Origin of the sequence: Seleniivibrio woodruffii, assembly GCF_029267515.1 — a bacterium.
Lineage (GTDB): Bacteria > Chrysiogenota > Deferribacteres > Deferribacterales > Geovibrionaceae > Seleniivibrio > Seleniivibrio woodruffii_A.
The window spans coordinates 45,708-61,516 of the sequence record NZ_JAJUIS010000004.1; the positions used below are offsets into that span (position 1 = coordinate 45,708).

Genomic DNA, 15,809 nt, shown 5'->3' on the forward strand with positions numbered 1-15,809 from the left:
AAAAGATGCGTTCGTACCTCTTTGGTTATTATATTAGCACATCATTGAAAATGAGCAATGATATGTTTAACAAAAAAACTATCGTTCGTTAAAAAAGTACAAAAAAGCCCCCGCTTATGCCGTAAGCATATTCCAATTGTAGCCCTGTAACATCAGGGCGGAGGAATCACGACGCATCAGGCTTCCTGCTGCAAGGCAGGCTTGCACACCGCAATCAGTATCATCCCCCTTTTCTGGAGTGTTGGCTCCAATTTTCATATGAAACACGAACACAGCAGGGGCATCTTTAGACTTTTTACATTCTATTTTGTAAATAAATAACATCGTGTCATTTAATGAGATTGCCGCGTCAGCCTATCGTCTTCTTTGCAATGACAATAATTTACGTCTTCGCGAGAAGCGCAGCGCCGAAGCGGTCTCATCTTTTTTCAGGTTTGTCAGCAACCTATATAATAACATCCTGTCATTTTCAATTTTCAAACATCCGCCTTCCGCAGAAGGTCGTCAAGGATAGCGTCCGCGGCAACCGCCGCCTCTTTCAGATCAAGATATTGTGCCGATATCGTAAGAGCCGCCATAACGGCGAGTTTTTGCGTGTCCAGCACGTTCACCTTGTTCTTTATCTCATTCATACGGTTCTGCAAAAGCTCCGTGGCTCTGTCCACAAAGTCTTTATCGCGGTCCGTAACCAGAGGATACTGTAAACCGTTTATGTTGACCTTATGCTCGTAGACAGGCACCTTTGCACCCCCGCAGCTTTATAGTCTGCCGATAAGATTTTCGATGCGCTCGCGCACCGCTTCTTTCTGTTCCAAAAGGTGACGGTTGTCATCTTTCAGACGGATATTTTCAGCCTCAAGGAGGGAACATCTGTCCTTTTCCTTCTTCAGCTCAGCTACCAGATTGTCTATTCTGCTGCTTAAAACATCCAGTTTCTCAAGAAGTTCCATGGAACCTAATTACATCATTTATACACAGTTGTCAATAAATTAGAATAGAACCAATCGGTACAGATTTTTGTAGACCTACACTTAAACCGATGCTAAAATTCATCCATGAGAAACATATTTACTTTAATCCTTATCATACTGACAGTAGCGCTTGCTGTGTCCTATTCCGTAAATTTTTACACAGGGAAAAAGCCGACGGAACTTCCCGTTCAGATATCCGAGCTTCCTAAATCTGCGGCTCCCGCCTTTCAGATACCGGACACGGATCTCAGCCTTCTGCCGGAAGAACCGGACATGGCGAACACAGACGTGTACACACGCGTTAACGACCTTGAAAAATCAATCAGCGCAAAACTTTCAATAATTGCGCGCTCATCCAACAATAAAGAGGTGATAGCAAGGATAGATCAGCTCAGCAAACAGCTTGAGAACGATGTCACCCTTGTACTCGCCGCAGTAAATAAAAAAGAGCAGTGGTACAGAAACGAGTTTTATCAGGTACTTGCAGGACTTCTGGCAGTTTTTGTACTGTTCACTGCAATAATGATAATGGGCTATGTCAGCCTGAAAAAATTTGTGGCGCAAAGCCTCATGATTCGCGGCATCAAACCCGCGACCGTTTCGGCGGAGGATGCGGAAAATCCCGTACTTGCCGCAGTAGGGGCGGTTGCGGCGAAACTCGCAGTCAAGATTGGCGACAACAGATACCTTTTCGATGCTGATAAGGCTGTGCGGCTGACCACAGTTCAGAAAAATATCCTCTCCGAGATAACCGACGAACTTCTGTTTCTGGACAAGGCGGGCAGCAAACTCTCGCCGGAAGAGCTTTATCTGCTTGGGGTGGAAAGACTCAACGAAAAGAATTATACTGAGGCAAACGCCCTGTTCGAGCATATCAAAAAAGACGATCCGGAATTTGCCGCCGCATGGTATATGACCGGATATATCGCATATCTCAACAAAAAATACGATATCGCCGCTGAAAATCTTGCGAAGGCGTGCGTAATCGAGCCTGAAAACGACACATTCCAGTCAACCTACGGAAGCACCTGTCTGAGATTAAAAAGGTACTCCGAAGCCGCCGCCGCCCTTGAAAAAGCGGCAACCATAAAGCCTGACGACGCGGCAGTATGGAACAACCTTGCACACGCTTATATAGTTTCCGGTGAAACTGAAAAAGCTGCCGAGGCTTTCAGAAAAGCCGCTGACCTCAAACCGGATTTCCACGAAGCACTCCATAACCTCGGACTGGCGCTGGGCAGGCTGAACAGGCAGGAGGAGGCGCTTGCCGCCTTTGAAAAAGCTATCGCCGCAAAGCCCGACAAACACGAATCCATGTACAACGCTGCATGTCTCTACGCTATCCTTGGCAAACGTGAAGGCGCACTGAAAAACCTGAAAAAAGCGATAGAACTTTCACCTGAATACGCGAAGAAAGCACGCACCGACAAAGACTTCGAAAGTTTTGCCAACGATGCCGAGTTTAAAGCAATAGCAGGATAATGTATGCAGTGGGAAAAACTGCTCAACTATAACAGACTGAACGAACACGAAAGGGAGTTCGATGAAGCGCGGAACCCTTTCAGCATCGATTTTGACCGTATAATCTTCTCCGATTCATTCCGCAGACTCGACCGCAAGACGCAGGTTCACCCAATGCGCAGCAATGACAACGTACACTCGCGGCTCCCCCACAGCCTTGAGGTATCATGCGTGGGCAGAAGCCTCGGAACGCTGGTCGGCGCACAGATTAAAGACCTTCCCGCACATATGAACCCCGACCGCGTGGGACAGATAGTTCAGGCGGCATGTCTCGCACACGACATAGGCAACCCGCCTTTCGGTCACATGGGTGAAACCATCATCGGAAGCTGGTTTGAAGAGCACGGGGCTAAATATTTCGATGCTGTTAAACCGGAACTTCAATCTGACTTTATCCACTTCGAAGGCAACGCACAGGCATTCCGCATTATGACACGGCTTGCCATGTACCGAGACAACGGCGGACTGCGACCAACCTATGCCGTTATCGCTGCTATGATGAAATATCCGTGGATTTATCAGGAAAATATCAAAAAATTCTGCTGTTTCTCAAGCGAACGGGAAATACTTGACGATATAGCAGCAAAAGCCGGACTTGAGGGTGCGGACGGCATGTATAAGCGCCATCCCCTCGCCTATCTCTCCGAAGCGGCTGACGATATCTGTTACAGCATCATCGACCTTGAAGACGCATACGAAATGGGCATCCTGCGGTTCACGGAAGTTAAGGAAATACTCAACGCCATCTGTGAATTACCCGAACAGAAACTCGAAGGCAAATCACCTAAAGAGAGCATGGAATACATGCGCGCCATCGCCATAAACAAATGCGTGGGCGCAGTGGTTAATGAATTTTTTGCTAATTACGAAGCTATTATGGATGGTACTCTGCATTACAAGCACAATCTGCTGGAAAACTCAGCTTACAAAGAGCCGATATCTCAGGCAAAAAAGACAGGCAACGATGTCATCTACCAGAACAGGCGCAAGCTGATGCTTGAAGTGGGCGCATACAACGTAATGGGAATACTGCTGGAAACCTTCTGCGATGCGGCTTTCGAATACGTTTCTGCGGATAAACCCAAAGATAAGACACAACATATTATAAAGATAATGGGCGACCATGCACCGTCCAAAAAAGACGATGTTTTCACGGCTCTGCACAGGGTCACAGATTATATTTCCGGAATGACAGACAATTACGCAACAGAGAAGGCAAGGCAGATTACCGGAATCTGAATTGAGACTGCCACGCTTCGCGGGGAGTGCCGGCGACGCGGCAATCTGTTCCCACAGGCTCTAACGAACCATAACATTCTCAACGTATTTTTCAATCAGCCTGACAGCGCCCGCCTTATCAAATATCTCCGGTTTATAAGACTTATCCAGCATCCTCATATCCCTGATCGTCTGGATGTACAGCGGCGCATCGCCGATATATTCTGCAACGGCAATGACATCCGCCTCGGCAGGCATCTTCCACATGGTATGACGCACCTCGAACGGAACACCGGAGATTTTAAGCGCTTCAATTGTCTTATAGAATGAGTCCTGTTTATGTGGCGTTCTCGCGATACTTTTAAGGTCTTCCGCCGAAAACGATTTCAGATCGACAGCAACGTAGTCTGCCAGCCCAGCGTCAAGTATCTTCGCCAGTTTAACGGGCAGAAACCCGTTGGTATCCAGCTTGACCGCAAGACCTCTTGCCTTTAAATCCCCCAGAAACAGATTAAGGTTTTTGGAAAAAAGAGGCTCGCCGCCAGTTACGGCGACGGCCTCAATATCCTTACCATTCAGGTAGTTAAGGAATTCATCCAGCTTATTAGACCCTTTTCTGCCCACCGCGAGGGATGGATTGTGGCAATATCTGCACCGCAGGTTGCACCCGTGGGTGAACGCTATGGAGGCTATCTTCCCCGGGTATTCCACAAGGCTCACATGCTGATAGTCCGCAAGAAAAAAATCGTATGCCATCATTATTTAACCTGAAAGGTCTCTCTGTGTTCAAATTCCTCTTTTTTGCCCTCGTTCCACTGTTTAACGGGGCTGTGGTATCCCACAACGCGGCTGTATACGTCACAGGGCGTTCCCTTCACGTTGTCCAGCTCTGTTTCCAGCTTTTGCAGTTCTTCTTTCTTATCCATTTGATACCTCCTGTTCTATCTCATTTTTAAGTCTTTCAATCTGAAGACTTAACTCGTGTTTTCTGTCCTCTTCGCACAGCGGACATTCCCTGTGTTCGCCCTTGATATATCCGTGGACGGGGCAGACAGAGAAGGTCGGTGTTATGGTTATATAGGGCATGGCATAGCTGCCCGTGATGTTTTCCAGCAGCTTAGACACGGTTTCGGGTCTGTCCACAGCTTCGCCGAGGAAGACGTGGAAAACCGTTCCGCCCGTATAGAGAGGCTGAAGTTTATCCTGATGGGACAGCGCCTTGAAAAGGTCTCTGGTCTGTTCCACCGGAAGCTGTGTCGAGTTGGTGTAATAGGGTCGCTCCGCCGAACCGGATGTCACGATATCGCTGAAATCGGCGAAATCCTTTTTCGCAAGCCTGTACGAAGTGCCTTCGGCTGGTGTCGCCTCAAGGTTGTAAAGCATGTCGTCCTCGTCCTGAAAATCTGCGAGTCTATCACGCATGAAGTTCAGCACCTTAACGGAGAACTCAAGCCCCTGCGGGTTCATGATGTCCACACCGAGGAAGTTCAGCAGACATTCGTTCATGCCTATTATGCCGATAGTGTTGAAATGGTTCTTCCAGTATTGACCGTTGCGCTCGTAAATATCCGACAGATAGTGCTTCGAATAGGGATAAAGCCCGTTTGCGGTCAGTTTTTCCAGTGATTTTCTCTTTATCTTCAAGCCCTCTCTGGCAAGCTCCATGAGGTTAGTCAGCTTATCGAAAAACTCCGCTTCATTACCCGCCGTATAGCCTATTCTGGGCAGATTTATGGTAACGACACCTATCGAGCCTGTCAGAGGATTAGCGCCGAACAGACCGCCGCCCCGTTTGCGAAGCTCTCTGTTGTCCAGCCTCAGGCGGCAGCACATACTCCTTGCGTCGTCGGGGCTCATGTCACTGTTTACGAAGTTCGCGAAATACGGAGTACCGTATTTTGCGGTTATTTTCATAAGGTCAGTGACTATGGGGTTATTCCAGTCGAAATTCTTATCGACGTTATAGGTGGGAATGGGAAAGGTGAACACCCTGCCCTTTGCGTCGCCCTCCTGCATAACCTCGATGAATGCGCGGTTGAACATGAACAGCTCTTCCTGAAACTCGCCGTAGGTACGCTCCTGCGGAACGCCGCCTATTATGACCGCCTCGTCACGAAAGGCTTTCGGAACGTATAAGTCCATGGTCAGGTTAGTGAAAGGGGTCTGGAAGCCCACACGGGTGGGTACGTTCAGGTTGAATATAAACTCCTGCATAGCCTGTTTCACCTCGGCGTATGTCAGGTCGTCATAAGCTATGAACGGCGCAAGGAGCGTATCGAAGTTTGAAAACGCCTGTGCCCCCGCCGCTTCACCCTGAAGGGTGTAGAAAAAGTTGACTATCTGCCCCATTGCGGAGCGGAGATGTTTGGGCGGTTTGCTCTCAACTTTACCGTGTACGCCGCCGAAACCGCGCACCAGCAGGTCTTTCAGATCCCATCCGCAGCAGTACACAGCCAGAAGACCGAGATCGTGTATGTGATATTCGCCGTTGACGTGCGCCTGCTGTACGTTCTGGGGATATATCTTGTTCAGCCAGTATTTAGCTGTTATCTTTGAAGAAATGTAGTTGTTAAGTCCTTGCAGGGCATAGGTTGTGTTGCTGTTTTCATTGACGCGCCAGTCGCTTCCGCCCAGATACTCCTCAACGATGGACTCAAGTCCGCCGAACGCCTCTTTAAAATCGCGCATCTCGGCTCTCTGCTTCCTGTAAAGGATATAGGCTTTTGCGGTTTTCGCGTGTCCCTGCTCAATGAGCACCTTTTCAACTTCGTCCTGAATCTCTTCAACGGACACGGTGCCGTAATGACCGTATTTGTCGGTGATGTTCCGGCAGACCTTTATGGACAGCGCGGAAGAGGTATTTCTGTCCGTTCCGCCCACAGCCTTTGCCGCCTTATAGATAGCGTTTGCTATGCGCTCCGCGTCAAACGGAACGAAACGCCCGTCGCGCTTGCTCACCTTTTCTATCATGTTTCCTCCTTATTGCGCTCCGGACGCAACAGGAGGTGGAAAATATCACGCTATTTGAAAGTAGACTGGTATTATATGAATGATTTGTGGTCATCCATCCCTCCGCTGGTTTGTCCGGGGCAGGTATCCTGACTCTCCATCAGCCTACTCTCCTCGTCTTCCCGCTTTCGCAGTGACAAAATGAGGATTTCGTCCGGATTACAGTTGCGGGGGCAGTGCCGGATTTTAACCGGACTTCCCTGAATCCCGATAGATTATTCTGGCATAATCAGACCAATTATGTCAAATGATTTTACATATAAAAGCGCGGGTGCGTCAGATAACCTTAACGGTGTCGGCTATCTCGTCGAAAAGCCTTTCGGCTATGCGTGCGGTTCTGAATATGCAGAATGTGGCGGCGGCAAGAAAAAATATAAAGGACATGTCGTCACCTCGTTATTTTTCCATAATCTATAACCCCTCTGACATAAAACTTTCCGCAATTTGTCAGGTTTCCGTAATATTTTCATGTAAAAAAAAGTGTTTGCCAAACATGGCTTATGGCTATATTAATTAAAGTATCTTTTGTGGGGAAAGGATATAAGAAATCAAACGTGCCCGCTTCCGCGGACTTACGGAGGAATATTATGCCCCTTGTCACCCCGGCAATGACCCTTTCGGAGGTCATTTCAACTTATCCCGACACGCGTTCCATCTTTATATCAAACGGACTCTCCGTTGAGCAGAACAACCACGTCTTCATGACGGCGCTCACCGTTGAATCATTTATGAAGCTGCGCAGCATCAACCCCGAAATCTTTATGAAACTGCTGAACGAGACTGCGGAAAGCTGTTCGCAGGTGAAAATCCTCTACACCGACGAAACCCCGGCGGTGCGCACGGATTTTCTCGGATACGTCGTGTGTCCCTTCAAACACCTCTTTAAAGAGGCTTTCGAAAGCACACTCAACGACCACTATGAAAAAACCGGTGAAAAGCTCGTCAGCTTCGTGCCCATGGGCTGCGGCGGTCCCGACCCGTACGAATATATATGGGACACCGAAAACATTGACGAACTGCCCGACGCAATAGCCTCTCTGGGCTTCGGCGCATACTGGCGCAAACCCTTCCGTGAAAGGTTCCTCGACACCGGACTGTTCAAAGCGGTCGAAACAAAACCCTATATCGAAGAGTTCAAAGAGCTCAAAGACCCGCTGGGTCAGTACACAGTCTATTCGTTCTCCGCATATGTCATGCTCATAGACCACAAAAAACTGGGCGACCTCCCCGTGCCTGAGCGATGGATTGACCTTGCTAACCCCATATACAAAGACAACATCATCGTGAGCGGCAGCGAGGACGAGATTAACGAAGTGCTCCTCATGCACATCTATAAGGACGGCGGCGAGGAAGCCGTTAAAAGCATGGCGGGCAACATAAAGGACACATGGCACGCGTCCCAGATGGCGAAAGCCGCGGGAAGCAGCATGAAGGATGGCGCGGCGGTTTACGTTCTGGCGTGGTTCTTCGCGGACACATGCCCCAACACGGACAACATATCCATCGTATTCCCCGAAGAGGGCGCGCTGGTCAGCCCCATGTATCTCATGGTTAAGGCGGACAAAGAGGAGCGCATGAAACCCGTTACGGATTTCATGACCGGAGCCGTCATGGGCGGGATATCGTCTTCCGCGAAGTTCCCCTCGACATGCCCGGACGTGCCGAACGTTCTGCCGGAAGGCACAAAACTTAAATGGTTCGGCTGGGATTTCGTCCGTGAACACGACATGAAGGTATTCTCCGATGAGCTGAACGCACGCTTCGCCAAATACCGCAAGGCGGCAGGCTCCATCAGCAGACACAGTTCGCACGGTAAAAAGAAATTTCAGGTACTGGTGAACAGATAAATGAAACTTGTAACAGTGGCGGGACCGCCCTCTGCGGGCAAGACCGCCGTAATAATAAAAACCGCTGTACATCTTAAAAAGATATATTCGAAAATAGGCGTCGTGAAATTCGACTGCCTCTCAACGTCCGACCACCTGCTCTACAAAAAGGCTGGCATATCCGTCGTGACAGGTCTGTCGGGCAACCTATGCCCCGACCACTACTTCGTCAGCAACATCGACGACTGCCTCCAGTGGGCGAAAAAGAAAGGATTCGACATGCTCATAAGCGAGAGCGCCGGACTCTGCAACAGGTGCAGCCCACACATAAAGGAGATACCCGCGGTATGCGTTATCGACTGCCTCGCAGGAGCTGAAACCCCAAAAAAAATAGGACCCATGCTGCGCTATGCGGACACAGTCGCCGTTACAAAAGGCGATATAGTTTCTCAGGCGGAGCGGGAGGTCTTTTCGTTCCGTGTGCGTCAGGCAAACCCCAAGGCATCGGTAATCTTCGTGAACGGCATAACCGGACAGGGCGCATATGACCTCTCACATGCTTTTTCCAAAGCCACCGATGTTGACAGTCTCGAAGGCGCTAAACTCCGCTTCTCCGTGCCCGCGGCAATCTGCCCCTACTGCGTGGGTGAAATGACCATAGGTACAGACCACCAGAAGGGCAACGTCAAAAAGATGGTATTCAAAGAAGTGGAAGAGGCGGCCGTATGACGGAACTTATGAACACCCCCGTAGCGGTGATTGCGGAAGAGCACCCCTACTGCATGGACTATTTCCGCTCTGTCGGTGTTTCCATTGCCGACACGGAACTGACACCGAGAGAGATAATAGACGCGCTGGACAACGAAGCCCTTGAAGATAAAGGATTTTCCAAAGAACAGATATCATCCCATTTCATAGAGTTTTTAAAACAGGCGGCGATGCTTAAAAGCACGGCTGAGCGCTCCGTGCACAGCGTCACCATAGTCGGCGGATTCGATAAATCCGGCACGCCCGAAAATTTCGAACTGATACTGAAACCGGGCGACATAGTGTGCATCGTAGGCACCACAGGTTCAGGAAAGAGCCGTCTGCTGGCGGACATAGAATGTTTCGCCCAGAAGGACACCCCCACCGGACGCACTGTTATGGTTAACGGAAAGATACTGGACGGCGAGGACAGATTCCGGCTTGAGAACAAGCTGGTGGCGCAGCTCTCCCAAAATATGAACTTCGTCGTGGATATGAGCGTCGGCGAGTTCATCGCCATGCACGCAGCAAGCCGCATGATACCCGACATCGAGGCAACTGTTGAGGCTGTGATAACCTGCGCAAACGAGCTTGCAGGGGAAACCTTCACATACGAAACCGCACTTACACAGCTTTCCGGCGGTCAGTCCCGTGCCCTTATGATAGCGGACACAGCTATGCTCAGTTCCTCCCCCATAGTTCTCATCGACGAGATTGAGAACGCGGGAGTGGACAGGCGAAAAGCCCTTGAACTGCTTGTCAAAGAAGAAAAAATAGTTCTGATGTCCACCCACGACCCCATTCTTGCATTGATGGGCAACAGAAGACTTGCCATCCATAACGGCGGCGTTAAAAAAGTGATAGAGACCGACAGGGAGGAACTTGCTGGGCTTGAGATTCTGCAATGCGTAGACGAAAAACTGATGCAGCTTCGCACGATGCTGCGTGCAGGAGAAAAAATTTCTCTGGATATGAAGAAATTTTTCGAACTATAGTTCCCGAAATCTGGTAGGATATTATATGTAGATATATCACTTATCGGAGTATATTTTGGCAAGATCTGTCTTATCCGGAATAATTTTTGCGCTGCTGCTCTTCTCCTCCGCCATTGCACAGGACAGGCAGAAGGTTACACTCCAGTTGAAATGGACCCATGCGTTCCAGTTCGCCGGATATTACGCCGCGAAAGAGAAGGGCTTTTACGACGACGCCGGACTGGACGTCACCATAAAAGAGGCGCAGCCGGAATCGGACGTCATAGGCGAGGTTTTAAGCGGAAAGGCGCAGTTCGGAGTGGGAACAAACAGCCTTCTGCTCGCCAGACAGAACGGTCAGCCCGTAGTTGTTCTTGCCGTAATATTCCAACATTCCCCGCTGGTCATTCTGACTCTTCAGGATGAAAAGAGGCTCAAGACCATCCATGACCTCCCCGGCAAAAAGGTCATGTTCGAAAGACAGTCCGAAGAGCTTATAGCTTATCTTCAGCGGGAGAAGATTTCACCAGGAGACCTCCGGTTTATCCCGCATACCTTTGACACCCGCGACCTCATCGACAGACGGGTGGACGCAATCTCCGCATACGTCACCAACGAGACTTATTATCTCGAAAAAGAGCACATACCCTATCAGGTGTTTGACCCCAGAGCCGCCGGAATAGACTTTTACGGTGACAACCTCTTCACATCAGAATACATGATAAACACTGATCCTGACACAGTTGCCGCCTTCCGCAGCGCCTCCCTTAAAGGCTGGTACTACGCCATGACCCACAAAGAGGAGATAGCCGACGTTATATTAAATAAATATTCATCAAAACACCCGAAAGACTTCTATCTTCATGAAGCAAAAGAGATGGACGAAATGCTGAAACCGGAACTGGTTGAAATAGGCTATATGAACCCGGGAAGGTGGGAACACATAGCCGGAGTGTACAAAAGCCTCGGTATGCTTAAACCGGATTTCAGCTTCGACGGATTTCTCTATTCTGAAAAAATTAAGGAAAAAACCTCATTTTTAAGCAGACTGACAATACCTGTTCTTATCCTGATAGCATTAGGACTTGTGTTCTATATCTTTCTCCTATTTAAAAGAATGAAAAAAAACCGCAGCCAGAACGAGCAGATAAACCACGAGCTGTCCGAGGCACAGGAGCAGTACAAGACATTAGTGGAAAACTCCACCGCCGCAATCTACATGCTTAAAGGCACGAAAATAGTGACCGCAAACACGGCAATTGCCGAGATTACCGGATACCAGCGGGAAGAGCTTCTGCATATGGAGGAATTCGAGTTCATACATCCCGACTACCGCGAAATTGCAAAAGAAAGAACCCGTGCAAGAGCAAGGGGTGAAAACGTACCCGACCGCTATGAAATGAAGATACGGAAAAAGAACGGCGAAACCAGATGGATAGACCATTCCGGCAGAACGATACAGTATAAGGGCGAAACCTACGTCATAGGCACAGCCATAGACATCACCGAAACAAAAATGATGCGCGACGCGCTTAAAATCAGCGAAGAACGTCACAGGCTCCTTGCGGAAAACTGCTCGGATGTTATCTGGACAATGGATATCAACGGCAGGCTGACATACGCAAGCCCTTCTGTCAAAAAGATGCGCGGCTACACGCCGGAAGAGGTCATGGCAATGTCGCTGGATCAGGTGCTGATGCCGGATTCACGGCTTATAGTTAACGAAGGGCTGAAAGTTCTGAAGGAATGTATTGCAAAAGGGGTTCCGTTCCCCGGCTTCCGTGCGGATCTGGAACAGCCCTGCAAAGACGGATCTACAATCTGGGTCGATGTGAACGTTACCGGACTGTACAGCGAAAAGAATGATTTTATCGGACTGCTCGGAGTCACAAGGGACATAACCCAGCGCAGGCACTATGAAGCCAGCATAGCGGAACTTAAAAAATATGACCGCATAACGGGGCTGCCGAAAAGAGAGTTTTTCATATCCAGACTGGAAGACGAAATAGAGGCGGCAAAACTGGTCAACGCTTGCGGAGCGGTGATAATAGCAGATATTGACGGTTCCAGGATGATAAACGCCGAATACGGATTCAGCACAGGAGACGCATTGCTCAGGAAAGCCGCGGAGAGGATAAAGCTCTCAGAAGAAAATATCGTATGCAGACTCGCCGGAGATGAGTTTGCAGTCCTGCTGCCGAGAGTTGCGGATGAAAAAGACCTGTTTGAAAAGGCGGAAAAAATAAGAATATTGTTCAGTGAGCCATTTCATACCGGCGAACGGGATATATCGGTGACTGCAAGCGTTGGGGCGGCAATATTTCCAGAATACGGTTCAGACGAATCCGTACTAATAAAAAATGCACAGAAAGCCCTTATCCATGCGAAAAAGGAGGGACGTAACATCACGGTCATTTTCCGTTCTGATATTGCCTGAAATATTCCTCCAGAAGCGCGGATGATTCCTTATACTCCTCAATTATAAGTTTTGCCATCTCTCCGCCTACGAATTTCTCAGTATTCTTCAGCATACTCTGGGCGTCGCCGCATAGCTGCGAAAGCCTCATACAGCCCATCGAGGCGCTGCCTGATTTCAGTGAATGGACGGCCATCAGCATCTGCGCATTATCCTTGCCCTGCACTGCGGTTATCATATCTTTGATGTATTGTTCGCTGGTATGCAGATAGGTTGTTACAAACTCCTGCAGAAGCGGCATATTATCACCAAGCATCGCAGCAAGTTTGTCAAATGACGCTCTGTCAAACGAATCTATATCTGTGTGCACTGGCCCGGCAATTTCCTTTTTCGCTGTGACCATTGGCGTTATCCATCTGGAAATGGCTTCAACCGCCTCGTCTTCGTTAAAAGGCTTGCTGATATAATCATCCATTCCAGCGCTTATACACGTCTCCCTGTCGCCCTGCATGGCGTTTGCAGTCATGGCGATTATCGGGACTCTGGGTGTTTTTTTGGCACGTTCAATATTACGGATAACCTCCGTAGCCTGATATCCGTCCATAACCGGCATAAGGCAGTCCATCAGAATCAGGTCGAAACCGCCTCCCGCGGCAATATCAACAGCCTGTTTGCCATTGTCTGCAAAAACACACTCGCTGCCCCATATTCTGAGATATATTGTGATAACCTGACGGTTTATTTCATTGTCTTCAACAACAAGAACCCTGTATCCAGCGAAAATACCGTCATATGCACTGCGTTTTTTTTCCATTGCTCCGGAAGACCTGCTCTCCTTCACCTCTGAGATCAGCTTTTCATCGAAAACAGGCTTGGTCATAACAGAAAAACGCATGTAATCTATGTTTTCAAAGGGAAGATGTGAATCCGCACCGTCCTCAAGCAGTATGTAACGGACACCGCTCATATGAAAACTATTATGCCGCTCGTTTATATCTTTGCTGAAAAACAGTTCCGCATCGGCAATGACCACAAATTCGCCGTTTTCGCGGGTAAATGTATCCAGAAGATACTTTCCGTGATATTTCGCTCCGCATTCCGTAAGGCATCTTATTACCCACCGCTCCTGTGAAGAGCATTTCAGCATTGTCTGGAAAGTAATATTAGAAAGGTCTAAACGGACGCTGACCACATTTGACTTTCTGTCCGCAGGCTGTGTGAACCAGAAGGTACACCCGCGCTCTTCGTTATTATAAAAACCTATCTCGCCGCCAAGTTCCTCCACAACGGATTTGCATATGGAAAGTCCAAGCCCTGTTCCGCCGTATTTCCCTGTCGATATGCCCGCCTGCGAAAACGGACGGAAGATTTCCTGCGCCTTCTCCTCCGGTATGCCGATACCTGTGTCGGAAATGCGGAAAACGATCATTGATGTTTCCGGCGAATAGCTGATTTTCAGAGTGATACATCCCTTATCGGTAAATTTAAGCGAATTGCCTATGAGATTGACAAGAATCTGTCCGAACCACATTTTATCGGAGACGATAGCCTCTGGCAGATTATCTTCATAATCCACAACAAGCTCAAGTCCCTTGGCATATGCAGAAACCCCCAGCATACAGATTATGCCGTCAACTTCGTCCCGAATTTTTACAGGCTCCCTGTTAACGTGCATCTTCCCTGCCTCTATCTTTGAAAAATCAAGGATATTGTTCACAATACCAAGCAAAAGCCTGCCCGACCTTTTCAGTATCTCCACCTGATCGCGTATCCTGTCAGGTATATCCTGTTTCATTATTATGTCGGATATGCCTATGATGCCGTTCATGGGTGTGCGTATCTCGTGGCTCATGTTTGCAAGGAACTCACTCTTCGCCCTGTTCGCAAGTTCAGCCTCAACCTTTGCGGCTATAAGTTCGTTCGTCCTCTGGTCTATTATGTCCATAAACATACGCGAGCCGTATTTCCATGCCGCATAACAACCCATTACAACCAGCACATACGCTGCAACGGCATAAGCCAGTATCATATTATTATTTTGTCTGAATTTGGCGTAAAGAGCTGTTATATCCTTTCTTATGACAACGTATCCGGCAGGTTCATCCTTTTTATCGCGTATTGACTGATAATCGTAAAACGGAAAAGCGCTTATGTAATAAACGCCGCTTCCGTCCTGCAAGATTCTTGGTTTGTCGCGTTTAAATATATTGTATTCTGGATTTTTCTCTATTTCGTCCTGAACGATGCTTGTAGTGGTGTTCTCAACTATATATCCGTTCACCGGGGAGGTTTCGTTCAGCTTGTTTATGTACTGGTACTGCCACATAGTATGCTGCAGCTTTGAAACGGAAAGATACACCGCAAGATCAGCTGAAAGTGAGTCTTTAAGGGTTTTAAGAATAGTATCAAACGATGAACAGACCTCCAGAGCACCTATATGAACAGGCTGACCGCCCGACTGTGTGTAGAAGAAAGGAACAACTCCGCGTATTCCGGCTTCAACCCTTCCGACCTCAAAACCATTTTTAGGACTTTGCGAGGAATTGGTATCTTCAATGCTCAGGCGCACTCCGCGCAGGTCGTCGCCATAGTTTCCAGGTTTATGCATTCGAAGGAATGAAGTTGCACCGCCGGGCATAAAAAAATGGAGCTGAGTAATGCCGTATGTACCGTGAAGCTGGTTCCAGCCGTCGCTTATATGATCGTAAAGCTGTTCGCGGTATTTACTTTCAAGCTCCTCATCACCCGTCTGAGCAGCTTTAACACCTTTATAGAAAAGTTTCTGTGTCGTACTGTCTGCCGCTATGAAAGCGGCTATCTCCTGCATATACCTTGCAGAAAAATCCATACTGGACGTAAACATCTGTTCCGCTGATTTCGTTTCACTGCCTATTTCACGCAGAAGTCCGTCTTTTGAAATATAATAACTGAAACATACAAATATTATATCTATTAGAAATAGAAGAAAGAGAGCGGCCGCGAGCCACTTTCCAGATGGAAACCTGTTCATCAGACAAACCTGCATTTTAAATAAATATTAAACAATAAAACCACCGCAACTGTCATTTGTCAACGGCAATAACCCTGACAAACAAGCGTTTGTGAAAAATGCACACCGATAATTTAA

The 15,809-nt window shown here is 48.3% G+C and carries 12 protein-coding genes, 1 other RNA gene and 1 riboswitch; of the genes, 6 read left to right on the forward strand and 7 right to left on the reverse strand.

Annotated features, from left to right (window positions below):
* Window positions 1–103: 103 nt before the first annotated feature.
* The 3 genes from ssrS to Q7P67_RS05535 all read right to left on the reverse strand — a co-directional run bounded on the left by ssrS (window position 104) and on the right by Q7P67_RS05535 (window position 950).
* Window positions 104–284: non-coding RNA, 6S RNA (gene ssrS / locus Q7P67_RS05525), on the reverse strand.
* Between the two features lie 192 nt (window positions 285–476).
* Window positions 477–740: a cell division protein ZapA gene (locus Q7P67_RS05530; protein ID WP_303850923.1), complete on the reverse strand. Its 264-nt coding sequence runs from the start codon at window positions 738–740 to the stop codon at window positions 477–479.
* 18 nt (window positions 741–758) lie between these two features.
* Window positions 759–950, reverse strand: a complete 192-nt coding sequence (locus Q7P67_RS05535) for a hypothetical protein (protein WP_303850924.1) — start codon at window positions 948–950, stop codon at window positions 759–761.
* Window positions 951–1,055: 105 nt separating this feature from the next.
* On the opposite strand from Q7P67_RS05535, the gene Q7P67_RS05540 reads away from it, so the two are divergent.
* Entirely contained in the window at window positions 1,056–2,453 is a 1,398-nt protein-coding gene (locus tag Q7P67_RS05540; RefSeq protein WP_303850925.1) for a tetratricopeptide repeat protein, read from the forward strand.
* 3 nt (window positions 2,454–2,456) lie between these two features.
* Window positions 2,457–3,731 (forward strand): deoxyguanosinetriphosphate triphosphohydrolase, encoded by a 1,275-nt coding sequence (locus tag Q7P67_RS05545; RefSeq protein ID WP_303850926.1) that lies wholly within the window; start codon window positions 2,457–2,459, stop codon window positions 3,729–3,731.
* A 60-nt stretch (window positions 3,732–3,791) separates the two neighbouring features.
* On the opposite strand, the gene Q7P67_RS05550 is transcribed toward Q7P67_RS05545, so the two are convergent.
* From Q7P67_RS05550 to Q7P67_RS05560, 3 genes are read right to left on the reverse strand one after another with little or no spacing between them, the layout of a single operon-like run.
* On the reverse strand, window positions 3,792–4,469 hold the full coding sequence (locus Q7P67_RS05550; RefSeq protein WP_303850927.1) for an anaerobic ribonucleoside-triphosphate reductase activating protein: 678 nt from the start codon (window positions 4,467–4,469) through the stop codon (window positions 3,792–3,794).
* Complete coding sequence (gene nrdD, locus Q7P67_RS05555; protein ID WP_303850928.1) at window positions 4,469–4,636, reverse strand: anaerobic ribonucleoside-triphosphate reductase; 168 nt, start codon at window positions 4,634–4,636, stop codon at window positions 4,469–4,471. Before nrdD ends, Q7P67_RS05550 begins: the two co-directional genes overlap by 1 nt.
* Window positions 4,629–6,680 carry a ribonucleoside triphosphate reductase gene (locus tag Q7P67_RS05560; protein WP_303850929.1) on the reverse strand — a complete coding sequence of 684 codons (2,052 nt, stop codon included), beginning with the start codon at window positions 6,678–6,680 and terminating at the stop codon, window positions 4,629–4,631. Before Q7P67_RS05560 ends, nrdD begins: the two co-directional genes overlap by 8 nt.
* Window positions 6,681–6,780: 100 nt before the next feature.
* Window positions 6,781–6,973, reverse strand: a riboswitch (cobalamin riboswitch).
* Between the two features lie 333 nt (window positions 6,974–7,306).
* On the opposite strand from Q7P67_RS05560, the gene Q7P67_RS05565 reads away from it, so the two are divergent.
* From Q7P67_RS05565 to Q7P67_RS05580, 4 genes are read left to right on the forward strand one after another with little or no spacing between them, the layout of a single operon-like run.
* Window positions 7,307–8,566, forward strand: a complete 1,260-nt coding sequence (locus Q7P67_RS05565) for an ABC transporter substrate-binding protein (protein ID WP_303850930.1) — start codon at window positions 7,307–7,309, stop codon at window positions 8,564–8,566.
* Entirely contained in the window at window positions 8,567–9,274 is a 708-nt protein-coding gene (locus tag Q7P67_RS05570) for a GTP-binding protein (RefSeq protein ID WP_303850931.1), read from the forward strand.
* Window positions 9,271–10,287 carry an ATP-binding cassette domain-containing protein gene (locus tag Q7P67_RS05575; protein ID WP_303850932.1) on the forward strand — a complete coding sequence of 339 codons (1,017 nt, stop codon included), beginning with the start codon at window positions 9,271–9,273 and terminating at the stop codon, window positions 10,285–10,287. The genes Q7P67_RS05570 and Q7P67_RS05575 overlap by 4 nt, the downstream gene beginning before the upstream one ends.
* A 55-nt stretch (window positions 10,288–10,342) precedes the next feature.
* A complete protein-coding gene (locus Q7P67_RS05580; protein WP_303850935.1) occupies window positions 10,343–12,703 on the forward strand; it encodes a PAS domain S-box protein in 2,361 nt (786 codons plus the stop codon).
* On the opposite strand, the gene Q7P67_RS05585 is transcribed toward Q7P67_RS05580, so the two are convergent.
* Window positions 12,678–15,545 carry an ATP-binding protein gene (locus tag Q7P67_RS05585; protein ID WP_303850936.1) on the reverse strand — a complete coding sequence of 956 codons (2,868 nt, stop codon included), beginning with the start codon at window positions 15,543–15,545 and terminating at the stop codon, window positions 12,678–12,680. The genes Q7P67_RS05580 and Q7P67_RS05585 overlap by 26 nt on opposite strands.
* Window positions 15,546–15,809: the final 264 nt, after the last annotated feature.